This window comes from Ignavibacteria bacterium, from assembly GCA_013177855.1.
Lineage (GTDB): Bacteria > Bacteroidota > Ignavibacteria > Ch128b > Ch128b > Ch128b.
This window is the reverse complement of sequence record JABLYA010000007.1, coordinates 1-11,848: the sequence shown is the minus strand read 5'-3', so window position 1 is coordinate 11,848 and position 11,848 is coordinate 1. Positions and strand designations below refer to the sequence as shown.

The following is an 11,848-nucleotide window of genomic DNA, read 5'->3' as shown; positions in this document are numbered from 1 at the left end:
TAAAATAATAATCACGATAATGAAATATTTAAGTAATTATAAAGTATATAAATACCGAATGCCACAATTAAACCTAATATGGCTGTTATAATACCAATACCATAATCTTTTTCTTGCCAAGGTTCAATAAAAATATCCCAAAATATTGTGTCTTTAAATCCTTCGTTTGCCGATTGAAACATAGGAATCAAAGGTTTTAAGAAACCAATCAATTGATTGAAAATATCTTGGTATTTTACTGTTAAAGGAGAAAATGATAGACTTGAAACTTGGATGACTACTTCACAAATATTATCAAATGTTGCACAAGGAGATACATTAGATGCTGAGAATTATAGTTTTGTAGAAAAGAAATGAAAAAAGAAAATGAAAAAATATAACAAATTTATAAATTTTTTCTTGAAGTTAAAAATCGAAATTATTTAGTTTATTGAATTTTGTATTTTAACACAAATAATTATTGATACAAAAGGAATTTATCTTTAAAAACCTTCACCAAAAAATGAAGGTTTTTTTATTCAAACTTTTGCTGTTATAATTAATAAAAATAAATAAAAATATATATATGTTTATTGTATCTTTTAATATCTTATATAAAGATATAAATAAGAAAATTATATTAACAGAATCACCATATTTATTTGTTAATGATAATATTCGACCAATAATTACAGAAATACGAAGAATTATTGAAGAAGACTTTTTAAATATGTCTGAACAACTTCAAATACCAGCAACAAAAATGGCTCTCGGTATGACAGCATTAGTTCAAGGTGAAAATAATAACATTCACTTTTTTGAGCTAAACGCTTACAATATCAGAGAGTTAAATAAAGCTATTGTGTATAGGAGTTTATAATATGGTGCACCTTGTTATATGTAGGTGTGGATGTCAATTATTAAAAAACTTTAAATAAATTAAATTGATATGGATTACAAATATACAATCGAATCGTTAAAAAGAGAACAAGGTTCTCTTATCGAAAAGAAGAGGCAAATAGAACAAGCCTTCTGTTTAGGTCAAGTCGAAAAGAGTCTTTATGAAAGTATTCATCAACAGTACGAAGACCGTTATAAAGAGCTTAATGTCGTTATTAATAAACTTGAACAAGAGCCTAAAATTGATTTTCATTCAGAGTCTGGTACGATTAACTCTGATGAGTTTAAGGAGTTTTTAGAGTTAAAACATATTAATCAAGTTTCTCCAGTTCGATATCGTGTAAAAACGATATTTGATCTTATGATTAAAATATACGAAGAATACGGTATTGATGCTTTCAAAGATCTTATACCTTTTTGTGTGTATGATGATAGACTTGGTTATGTTATCAAGCTCGATGAATCAGTAGCTATCAGCAACAAGGGGTAAAAGAAGATTTTATCAGGTTGAAGTGTTTGAAGATTATAGTAGGAGGTAATTAAAAAGACCAATAACCACTTTAAATTTTTTATTTTAAAGAATTTTTTATATCTTTGTATAATTATATATTTAAGACAAAAATAAAGAGAATAGATTATGAAAAAATGAATTATATAGAACCTTTTTGTGGTTCGGCTGCATTACTTTTTCATAAAGAAAAGTCAGATATTGAAATAATTAATGATTTAGATCAAAATATTTACTCTTTGTTTAAAGTATTGATAGATAAAAAATTATTTTTGGAATTTAAAGAATTATGTGATTTAACACCATATTCGGAAGAATTATTAAAAGAATACACTAACGACTTAAAAAAAGATGATTTAAATATATTAGAAAGAGCTTATAAGTTTTTTTATTGTAATCGTACCTCTTATAATGGTGTTGGTGGATTTTCATCATCTGGAGTAATTCGTAGGAAAATGTCAAAACCGGTTTCAGATTATCTTTCTGCAATAGATGGATTATATGAAATTCACAATAGATTAAGTTCTGTTATAATTCACAATACTAATGCTTTAAATTTAATTAAAAAATGGGATAAACAAAATACATTTATGTATTGTGATTCACCATATGCAAACGAAACAAGAAGTTCTGGAAAATATAAACATGATATGACAGATAAACAACAAGATGAATATTTAAAAATTTTATTATCTATTAAAAATGCTAAAATTTTAGTTAGTGGTTATAATTGTGAAAGATATTCAATTTTAGAAAAAAATGGTTGGAATAGAATTGATATGGAAATAAAAACCCAAAATAATAATAGAATTAGTAAATCAAAAATAGAATCATTGTGGTATAATTATGAACAGATATAAAAGAATATTTAAAATATTAATTAGTAATATGACAAGAAAACAAACAAAAATTAATCATCCAGAAATAGTTGAAAGCTATTTTGATTGTAATAATAAATTAATTACTTTAAAAGGTAATCCAGAGAAGGTTAAAGGTAATTTTTATTGTTATAATAATATGACTACTTTAGATGATGCGTTATTTGTTAGAATAAAATATAGAAGAAATAGAGAAAAGAAATTAAAAAGGATTTTCAAAGATGATGAAATATGTTAAATATATTGGTTATATTGAACCTTATCCCGTCAATGAAGTATTTGGTATTACATTAACTGTTGGTGAAATATATAAATTATGAAATTAAAAAGGATTTTCAAAGATGAAATAAAATTAAAAAGAAATTTTAAAAATATGAAAGTAAAAGAACTTAAATAATTTTTGAACATGGCTGATGATGATTTCGATGTAATAATCGGAGCTACTAAAACAATACCTGAAAACGAAAGAGGAACGGAAGGATATGCTGCATATCCAATTGAACATTTCCGATTTATTCCGGAAGAAGGAGATATAGGATATAGTTCAAAAATCATTCGCATTGACATTAACCTCGATAAAGACTTATATTAATTGGCGGTAACGGTTGGGTATATGTGTTGTACGCCTAACCACAAACTCTAAAAATAAGTACGACACTAATTTGGCATATAACATATATACCATGTTATATGCCGTTAATTTTAAAACTATGAGTTACGAAACAGATAACAAAATTATTGAATCACCAGTTGTAACTATTGATGATTTTTACAATGAAGAAAAAACATTGACAGTTCATAACTACATTAACATGAAAGGGAAGATGGTGCTTAATAAAGAAGAGGCTTCGTTATTGTTGATTGAACTATATAAGTTTGTCAATTCTTAATGGCACATAACGATACTCAGATATATGTAGTTTTTTCTTAAATTGAAACCCAAACTTAAATAATATGGAAGAAGTAAATAAAGACACAGAATTTGATAACACAGATAAAAAATTACATATATCTGATGTTAGTTGTCGTTTTCTATCACGAGAAACATTAAGGAAGATAATAGAACTTAGTGCTTATGAAGATAGTAAAGGTGATGTATGGGGAATGGACACTTACTTGGGTAAAATGGATGAACTTATAGATGATGCTATTAAGATAATTAAAGAAAATGACAACTAACGATTGCAAATATACAACGTTTTTTGGTAGAAGTACCTAACGACAAACTTAAATAATTAGTAAAAACCTTATGAGGTATTTCACATATACCTTGTTATAAACAGTTAATTTTATGGAAATAGAAAATATACCTTTAAAAGAAATGATTGAAAAAATTCAAAAACCGCAGAAGGATTATGATGAATATATCAAAAATTGTTATACATATTTTCCAGAATCATGGGTGAATTTTTTCAATAGGTTATTTAAAAATTAATTGTTTATAACAATTGCAAATATAAAACGTTTTAACACAGAACTTAAATTGAAATAATAAACTTAACAATTACTATAAATTTTATTTTGAAATAAGAATAAAATGTTTTATATTTGTTGTTATAAGTATGTGTTTTGGGAGTTCCAAGGTGGCAAGGGTAGCTCCCTGAGACGTTCAGGTTCGATTCCTGATTAAAGTTTGGTTAACGTAGAATTGGTTCGATTCCAATTGTTTAGGCGTAACGCTGGATTGCGAAAGTGGTTCGAGTCCACGCTCCCAAAACATTACTTATAACGACTGCAAATATGAAACGTTGCAACACTAATGATAATTAATAGAACAAAATTTAAAAATTAACGTATAATATAAATAGAAACACGACAGCAATGTTTTATATTTGTTGTTATAAACTTTTAAATGAAAATATATGAAAAACTTTATGGGAACAGTAAAATTAAAATACACACAAAGGAATATCTTTCTTATTGGTGTGCTTAATACTTATGTTGAATTTGGTATTCTTAAAAAAGAGATTATAAAAGGTGGATTATTTAAGAAAGATATTTATGTTTATAAAGATGCAGAGTGATTTTCATTTTATTGGTTATAACGGTCGCAAATATAAAACGTTGCAGCACTGAAGTAAATTAAATGAAACAAATTTAAAAAAATAACGTATAATATAAATAGAAACACGACAGCAATGTTTTATATTTGTTGTTATAAACATGTAAATTAAAATTATGGAAAACTTTACAGACAAAGACGTAAAAGATTTTGCTGATAAATTATTTGATGCAGCAAATAAAGCAACAGCAGGACACATGGTAGAACCAGAAAACATTGATGAGAATAAAGCAAAATCTTTTGATAAATGGATTAAAAAAACTCGTAAAAAGTGGAAACGTAAACAATTTTAATTTATTGTTTATAACTATTATATATAAACACTCAATTCTAACTATTTAATGTTCAATTAAATGTATGATAAAATTTTAAAGATTGCCGAACTAAAGTTTAAAAATCTTAATTATTCTGAATGTACACGAAAAATTTATCTTCATTACATTCATAAATTTCTAATATCAACAAAAAAATATCCTCAACATATTGTTTCAAAAGATTTTCAATCTTATTTAGATTCATATAAATTTTCATCAATATCACAACAAAATCAGATAATAAATGCAATTAAATTTTTATATGAGAAAATTCTAGATAAAAAATACGATAAAGTATTATTTGAAAGACCACGTAAAGAAAAACATTTACCACAGATTATTGATAAAGAGTTTTTAATCAAACGAATAAATGAAATTAAAAATTTAAAACATAAAGCAATTATCTCATTAGGATATTCAGTTGGATTAAGAGTTTCTGAAGTTATTAATCTTAAAATTGAGGATATTGATTCTAAAAGAATGATTATACATATTAAAAATGGAAAGGGAAGAAAAGATAGAATTGTTCCACTTTCTCAAAATGTTCTAGAATTATTAAGAAAATATTGGTTAGAATATAAACCCAAAGAATATTTGTTTAATGGTCAGAATTCATCACAATATTCATCTAATTCTTGTAATAAAATTGTGAAAGAATACTTAGGAAAAGACTATCATTTTCATACTCTAAGACATTCGTGTTTTACACACTTAATTGAAAATGGAACAGATTGTAGAATCATTCAAAAATTAGCTGGACACAATAATATAAAAACAACCGAAATCTATACACAAATTTCTACCAATGTTTTACAAAATATAAAACTTCCAATCTAATTATACCTATAATTCATATGAAATTATGGGTAATAAATAACACCAAATTTGGTTATAAAAACAATTCAAAAGAATGGTTAAAAAATATGGTTGATTATTTTGATAATCAATTTATACCATTTCTAAAAAAGAACGCCAAACCTGGCGATAAAATAATTCACCTAGGAAACATTTTAAACACAACTGAAACTGTTAATATATCAACATTATTAACAGTTCGTGAGTTATTTATACGAATGTCTTATGTTACACCAGTTTATTTAATTGATGGATATAATGAAAAAAATGGTGTTTCAAAACTATTTATAAACGGTCTAGCACCATTTTTTGTTTATAATATAAATAATGTCGAAGAATTATATGGTGTTAAATTCATACCTAATAAAAATCCATTAGAACATATTACAAGTAATGATAGAATAGTATTTATTAATAATAGAATCGATACAGAATTATTAAAAAAATTCCCAGATATTTTATTTTTATGCGGTTATTCTGATGATAGAAAAGAAGATGCAAATGTTATACACGTTGGCGCACCATATCAATTTGATAAAACTTCATCAGATAAAGGTTTCTATGTTGTTGATATAGAAACAAAAAAGTATAAATTTATTAAAAACAACTATTCACCGATTTATAATACTATAACAATAACCGATATATCTCAAATAGATGATATTGATGTGGATTTTGTAAATAAGAATTTTGTTAATATTGTAATTGATAAATCATTAATTGATGATAAGAAAATAAAAATTGATATGTTGCTTTCAAAATATAATTTCAAATCTATAACATACACAAATGATGTTGAAAATGTTGAGGTTGTTGATAATAATACATTAAATATTGAAGAAATCATAAGAGAGAAAATAAAAAAATCAGATAATCAAGAATTATTATCTGAATTTGAAAATATTGTAAAGATATTTAAAGAAAAATATTAATTTTCTATTTCACTTAATTTTTCTATTTCACTTAATTTTTTCATTCCAATTTTTTAAATGTTTCATATTTATTTAATTATATTTTTTATTGTTTGTATACTCTGACTATCAGCTAAAAGTTCTTCTAACCCAAAATGTTTAGGCTTTATTGACAATAATTCATCAAATGTTACCCATTTATATCCTTCTGATTCCCAATCCAATTCTGGTTCAAATTCATCATTTATAACACCTATAAAATTGTGATATTCAAATGTACCATTAACACTTCTAAAAACATAGGCGGGAATCAAATCTATTTGACCATCGTAACCACTTTCTTCTAGGAATTCTCTTTTTACAGTATTTATAATATCTTCATCAGAATCTAATTTACCACCATAGATGCCCCAAGTATATGGTTCATTAACATATTTAGAACGATAATTAAGTAGGATTCTTTTTGTTTTTTTTTTTACAAATTGGTAGAACACCACCACCTACATCACCCCAGAACGAATCTCCTGCAGTGTTGGTAAATATAGCGTAATCACCAGAACCTATACCTTCTATAAATTTCTTATATGATTTCATTTTTATATATAGTAAAAATTAATATATAAAATGTTATGAAGAATTATCTAAATTATATATTTGAAGGTAAAATAGATGATCTTAAAGTAAAGTATAAAGATGTTGTTCCAGAGGAAATTTTTAATTATTTTTTGTCAAATATGGCTAAAAAATGGATGGTGCTGGATCAGTTTTGCTTGAAATAATGTTAAAATATTATGTTGATAACAAAGATAATAATAAATATAAAAAAGTTGAATTAGAGAAATTTATTTTTGAATTAGTTAGACTTTTTCAAAAAAGAAAAAGAAACACTTCATATAAAAGACATCACAAAACTAAAAACACTTGACTCACTTAAAAGTATAATCACAAAAAAATATGATAATATAGAAAATGAATGGTCTTTGGGTCTTTATTACAATGGTGAAGAATATATAATTTTTTCACCTTTAGATTTTGATACCGCTTATAAATATGGTGACCATTCTTGGTGTATAAATCGTGAACCTCAATACTTTTACGGAGATGAATATAAAGCTTCTTATGGTGGTGTCATTCAATGTATTAATAAAATAAATTCTTATAAAAATCTTGCAATTCAAATAGATAATATAAATAGTATATATAGTTATGATTATGAGGAAACACCTTTAGAAATAACAATATGGGACGCCAATAATGACCATATATATAATGGTACTTATGATGATTTTAAACATGAACTTTCAAAATGGTGTGAAAAATACAATATAACATCAATTAGAGAAATATTGGATGTTTTAGACAAAATAGAAAAAAATGGAATTGATCCAGATACATATATCGGTGATAGTTTAGATAATATGTGGGATAATTTTAATCCTAATTTTGATGAAACTTTAGAATGGGCAATTAAAAATAAAAAAGTAAATGATTTATTATGTTATATAATAAATGAGGGAGATAGTGATATTTATAATGCTGTCTCAGATATGTTTTTAGAAAATGAAAATAGCATAAATAAACAAATTGTAGTAGATATACTTTCAATAAATTTAGATGCCAATTTTTATATTAAAAAATATAATTTAAATATTGATACAAATAAAAAAAGTCCTAGAGAAATATGGCAACAAATATATGATATGATTGGTGTTGAAGAAGTGATAAAACTTTTGAATAAAACAGATATAGTACATTTATTAGATGAGGAAACGTCAAAAATATATCTTGAATATTTAAGCGAATTAGTAGACTTAGATAAAATCGATTATAAAGATTTTATAGATTTAGATATAAATAAAAATTTTGAAGATTGGAAAACATTCCAAAAAATGTTGAAATACTAATCCTTCTTATCATCATTCTTTTTATCTTTATTTAACATATCATTTAATAATGTCGGATCATTCTTCATTTGTTCAAATAAATTATTCAACATTTTTGGATCACCAATAATATAGTTAGATTCTTCTTGTGTTGTAATTTCATCTCCCGTATCAATTTCTTGTAATTCCGATTTCAACTCTTTATAAAAGTCTTTCATTTTCTTTTGTAAATCATAAGCCATTTTAATAGAATCTCTTAATTCTTTTTGAAATAAAGCCACTGATTGGTACATATCAGGATCATTAACACCCATATCCAATTGTCTCATACATGATATCATTGCTCTTTGTGACATTTCTATTGAAAAATTTAACTTAGCCAAATTCATAGAGTCATCTTTAATAATTTTGTAAATATTCTTAGTATTCATCATTTTTTCAGTAAGATAAAGATTAGCAAGACATTCCAATGTTTCTTTTGACTCTATTTTAATTAGTTCTATATCTTTTTCATAATCGTGATATTCAACCTGTATATCTAAATTAGGTAATAAATCCTTGTCTGGAAACATATCTTCAGGTTTTGTTGAAATTTTATCTAGCATACTATTTATATTACTTTGTAATTCAGCAACACTATCTTTAATATCCTCCTTTGTCCTATTATAATTATCTATTTTATCATAATCAGTTTTATAGTTTTCTGATGGTATATCACTTTCAAAATCAAAACCAACAACTTCATCATTTTCTGTCAATTCAGTTTCTTCGGTTTCATTTTGAAGTTTATTTTCACCATCTTCATCATCCAATATATCATCAAAAAATTTTTTTTCTTTGTCCATAAATTAGTATCTTTGTATTTGAATTATATATAAAATAAAATTAAACCATAATATGAAAAAACTTTATTTCAGCATAGGTATATCGGGAACTGGTAAATCAACTTACTATAAAAACCAGTTTTTAATTGATTTTCCAGAAGTTGCTAACTTCTTGAAAGAAAGAGGTATGACTTTAGAATCTATAAAGGTTTGTCCTGATGACATTCGTAGAGAAGTTTGTGGTGATGTGTCTGATATATCAAGAGATAACTACGTTTGGGAGTTGGCTGATTCTAGAATGAAAAAGAACTTAGATGTTTACGGATATTGCGTATTTGATTCAACTGGTGTTTCTGCTTCAGGAAGAAAATTTTTGAAGAAATACACCGATGTTCAAAAAGTTGCAATTGTTTTTGAACCTAATATTGAACTATCAAAAGAAAGAATATTGAAAGATATTTCTGAAGGTGTTGATAGGTCAAAAGTTCCAATGTTTGTTGTAGACAGACAGTTTGAATCATTCAAGAACAATGTTGTTGGTGACACAAACTGGAACAAAATTTATGATGATGAAGCTAAAAGAAAGATAATCTTTCACTTAGGTAGCGAATTTAGTGAAGTAAAATTTGTGTAAACCATTTCATCGTCAGGAACAGAAACCGTTGCAATAGTTGTGTAATTAGTAAAACTTGGTGAGTTTGAAATTCTAACCTGATATTCTCTTATCGAACTCCTATTGGCGAGCGAAATTATATTAGAAAAACATTGCAAAATTATGACAAAAGAAAATCTAGTAAAGTGGTTTTTAAATAAATTTAATTCTTGTTATCAAATAAAACATGTAGATTATTTATTGTTATGATCCACAATTCATTAGATAAAAATCTTTATTGGGGTCGGGGTGTAACCCCTTTAATTTTGCAATGTTTTTCTAATATATCTTTAATTAAAGATTGGATTTCATTATAATTAGTATTAAGATTAGTTATAAAAAAAACTATATTTTATTATAATTACAATAAAAATATTTTAAATTCTGTTCAAAAAGAATTACACCAATATTTCCCCCGTAATCCTAGCTAATTTCTTTTGTCTAATGAATTGTGGATCATAATAATAAAATATAGAATTTGGATAATCTATATTTTTTACTTGATAACAAGAATTAAATTTATTTAAAAACCACTTTACTAGATTTTCTTTTGTCATAAACTCTTTAATTTTGCAATGTTTTCCTAATGTTTGTTCGATAAGGTGTAAACCCTTTAATTTTGCAATGTTTTTCTAATTTTTAAAGTAAAAGGTGCAAAATATTGGTGGGTGTAAACCCTTTAATTTTGCAATGTTTTTCTAATCGGTGTTGGTAACAAAGTAAGGTGAAATATGGTGTAAACCCTTTAATTTTGCAATGTTTTTCTAATATATCTTTAATTAAAGATTGGATTTCATTATAATTAGTATTAAAATTGTTTTCAAATTACACAAAGTATAGAATTTGGATAATCTATATATTTTACTTTATAACAAGAATTAAATTTATTTAAAAACCACTTTACTAGATTTTCTTTTGTCATAAACTCTTTAATTTTGCAATGTTTTTCTAACAATTGCAAAAATTAAAGGGTTTGAATTTTTCTAATTCATACAGCCAAACTTTCCGCCTCGGGTGTAACCCCTTTAATTTTGCAATGTTTTTCTAATATGGTAAGAGTAGAGCCTGTAATAGCCAAGGTGTAACCCCTTTAATTTTGCAATGTTTTTCTAATACCAATATTTAATAAAATATCATTATCAGTGGTGTAACCCCTTTAATTTTGCAATGTTTTTCTAATTTAATATGTAGCAAAGATAAACCTACATTTGGTGTAACCCCTTTAATTTTGCAATGTTTTTCTAATTATATTTCTTCCGGGTCGATATTTAAATGCGGTGTAACCCCTTTAATTTTGCAATGTTTTTCTAATATATCTTTAATTGAAGATTGGATTTCATTATAATTAGTATTAAAATTGTTTTCAAAAAAAGACCATATTTCATTATAATTACAATAAAAATATTTATTTTTTAAATCCTGTTCAAAAAGAACTATACCAGAGCTTTTGAGGGATATTCAATATTTTCACCCATAATTCTAGCTAATTTATTTTGTCTAATAAATTGTGGATCATAATAATAAAATATAGAATTTGGATAATCTATATATTTTACTTTATAACAAGAATTAAATTTATTTAAAAACCACTTTACTAGATTTTCTTTTGTCATATGAATTTTAAAAACCTTTAATTTTTATTAATATTTAATTTATTATCAAATACAACAAATAGTTTGTTATCTTTCTTATTATATTGTATTTTTATATTAGAACCTGTAGTTGGTTCATTTCTAAGAAGTTCTTCTGAAATCATATCTTCTATTAATTTTTGAATACCTCTTTCTACAGGTCTTGCGCCATACATAGGGTTGTAAGTTTCCTTTGAAATGTAATCAATAACTGAAGGAGTCCAAGTAAGAATGTATCCAATATCATCAATACGTTTCTTCAATTTATTTAAATGAATTTTAACTATTTCCTTAATATTATCTTCATTTAGTTGGTTAAAAATAACTATTTCATTAATACGGTTTAAGAATTCTGGTGCAAATTTATCTTTCAATGCTTTCATAATGTTATTTTTAATTATTTCTTCTTCTTTTAGAGTTGAAGAAGTAGTAAAACCTATACCTTTACCAA

Annotated in this window: 19 protein-coding genes and 1 CRISPR repeat array; of the genes, 15 read left to right on the top strand and 4 right to left on the bottom strand. The window is 25.0% G+C overall.

Features of this window, described 5'->3' with window-relative positions; all coding sequences use genetic code 11:
* Positions 1 to 216: 216 nt before the first annotated feature.
* The 12 genes from HPY57_15010 (at position 217) to HPY57_14955 (ending at position 6,428) form a co-directional block, all read left to right on the top strand.
* Positions 217 to 357, top strand: a complete 141-nt coding sequence (locus HPY57_15010; protein ID NPV13074.1) for a hypothetical protein — start codon at positions 217 to 219, stop codon at positions 355 to 357.
* A 208-nt stretch (positions 358 to 565) separates the two neighbouring features.
* Positions 566 to 859, top strand: a complete 294-nt coding sequence (locus tag HPY57_15005; protein NPV13073.1) for a hypothetical protein — start codon at positions 566 to 568, stop codon at positions 857 to 859.
* A gap of 69 nt (positions 860 to 928) precedes the next feature.
* A complete protein-coding gene (locus HPY57_15000; protein NPV13072.1) occupies positions 929 to 1,369 on the top strand; it encodes a hypothetical protein in 441 nt (146 codons plus the stop codon).
* A 155-nt stretch (positions 1,370 to 1,524) separates the two neighbouring features.
* A complete protein-coding gene (locus tag HPY57_14995; GenBank protein ID NPV13071.1) occupies positions 1,525 to 2,247 on the top strand; it encodes a DNA adenine methylase in 723 nt (240 codons plus the stop codon).
* On the top strand, positions 2,234 to 2,503 hold the full coding sequence (locus HPY57_14990; protein ID NPV13070.1) for a hypothetical protein: 270 nt from the start codon (positions 2,234 to 2,236) through the stop codon (positions 2,501 to 2,503). Before HPY57_14995 ends, HPY57_14990 begins: the two co-directional genes overlap by 14 nt.
* Positions 2,504 to 2,671: 168 nt before the next feature.
* Positions 2,672 to 2,857, top strand: coding sequence for a hypothetical protein (locus HPY57_14985; GenBank protein NPV13069.1), 186 nt, complete (start codon positions 2,672 to 2,674; stop codon positions 2,855 to 2,857).
* 118 nt (positions 2,858 to 2,975) lie between these two features.
* Positions 2,976 to 3,155 carry a hypothetical protein gene (locus tag HPY57_14980; GenBank protein ID NPV13068.1) on the top strand — a complete coding sequence of 60 codons (180 nt, stop codon included), beginning with the start codon at positions 2,976 to 2,978 and terminating at the stop codon, positions 3,153 to 3,155.
* A gap of 64 nt (positions 3,156 to 3,219) precedes the next feature.
* Entirely contained in the window at positions 3,220 to 3,444 is a 225-nt protein-coding gene (locus HPY57_14975) for a hypothetical protein (GenBank protein ID NPV13067.1), read from the top strand.
* Positions 3,445 to 4,127: 683 nt separating this feature from the next.
* Positions 4,128 to 4,289: a hypothetical protein gene (locus tag HPY57_14970; protein ID NPV13066.1), complete on the top strand. Its 162-nt coding sequence runs from the start codon at positions 4,128 to 4,130 to the stop codon at positions 4,287 to 4,289.
* A 154-nt stretch (positions 4,290 to 4,443) separates the two neighbouring features.
* On the top strand, positions 4,444 to 4,620 hold the full coding sequence (locus HPY57_14965; protein ID NPV13065.1) for a hypothetical protein: 177 nt from the start codon (positions 4,444 to 4,446) through the stop codon (positions 4,618 to 4,620).
* Positions 4,621 to 4,680: 60 nt separating this feature from the next.
* Positions 4,681 to 5,478, top strand: a complete 798-nt coding sequence (locus HPY57_14960) for a tyrosine-type recombinase/integrase (GenBank protein NPV13064.1) — start codon at positions 4,681 to 4,683, stop codon at positions 5,476 to 5,478.
* 17 nt (positions 5,479 to 5,495) lie between these two features.
* Positions 5,496 to 6,428 carry a hypothetical protein gene (locus HPY57_14955; GenBank protein ID NPV13063.1) on the top strand — a complete coding sequence of 311 codons (933 nt, stop codon included), beginning with the start codon at positions 5,496 to 5,498 and terminating at the stop codon, positions 6,426 to 6,428.
* Positions 6,429 to 6,496: 68 nt separating this feature from the next.
* On the opposite strand, the gene HPY57_14950 is transcribed toward HPY57_14955, so the two are convergent.
* Together HPY57_14950 and HPY57_14945 are read right to left on the bottom strand one after the other, a co-directional pair.
* Positions 6,497 to 6,901, bottom strand: coding sequence for an NUDIX hydrolase (locus HPY57_14950; protein NPV13062.1), 405 nt, complete (start codon positions 6,899 to 6,901; stop codon positions 6,497 to 6,499).
* Positions 6,855 to 7,001 (bottom strand): hypothetical protein, encoded by a 147-nt coding sequence (locus HPY57_14945; protein ID NPV13061.1) that lies wholly within the window; start codon positions 6,999 to 7,001, stop codon positions 6,855 to 6,857. The genes HPY57_14950 and HPY57_14945 overlap by 47 nt, the downstream gene beginning before the upstream one ends.
* A gap of 151 nt (positions 7,002 to 7,152) precedes the next feature.
* Between HPY57_14945 and HPY57_14940 the strand changes: the two genes are divergently transcribed.
* Together HPY57_14940 and HPY57_14935 are read left to right on the top strand one after the other, a co-directional pair.
* Entirely contained in the window at positions 7,153 to 7,332 is a 180-nt protein-coding gene (locus HPY57_14940; GenBank protein NPV13060.1) for a hypothetical protein, read from the top strand.
* 55 nt (positions 7,333 to 7,387) lie between these two features.
* Positions 7,388 to 8,311 (top strand): hypothetical protein, encoded by a 924-nt coding sequence (locus tag HPY57_14935; GenBank protein ID NPV13059.1) that lies wholly within the window; start codon positions 7,388 to 7,390, stop codon positions 8,309 to 8,311.
* Here HPY57_14935 and HPY57_14930 read toward each other — a convergent pair.
* Positions 8,308 to 9,135 carry a hypothetical protein gene (locus tag HPY57_14930; protein ID NPV13058.1) on the bottom strand — a complete coding sequence of 276 codons (828 nt, stop codon included), beginning with the start codon at positions 9,133 to 9,135 and terminating at the stop codon, positions 8,308 to 8,310. The two genes, HPY57_14935 and HPY57_14930, sit on opposite strands and share 4 nt — an antisense overlap.
* 52 nt (positions 9,136 to 9,187) lie before the next feature.
* On the opposite strand from HPY57_14930, the gene HPY57_14925 reads away from it, so the two are divergent.
* The gene (locus HPY57_14925; GenBank protein NPV13057.1) at positions 9,188 to 9,748 is read left to right on the top strand and encodes an AAA family ATPase; all 561 of its coding nucleotides are present in this window, start codon (positions 9,188 to 9,190) and stop codon (positions 9,746 to 9,748) included.
* A 970-nt stretch (positions 9,749 to 10,718) separates the two neighbouring features.
* A CRISPR array of direct repeats spans positions 10,719 to 11,078; the repeat unit is 36 nt; unit sequence GGTGTAACCCCTTTAATTTTGCAATGTTTTTCTAAT.
* A gap of 318 nt (positions 11,079 to 11,396) precedes the next feature.
* Here the strand turns inward: HPY57_14925 and HPY57_14920 are convergent.
* Positions 11,397 to 11,848: ATP-dependent Clp protease ATP-binding subunit (locus HPY57_14920; protein NPV13056.1), on the bottom strand; the 452-nt coding region annotated here is incomplete at its 5' end.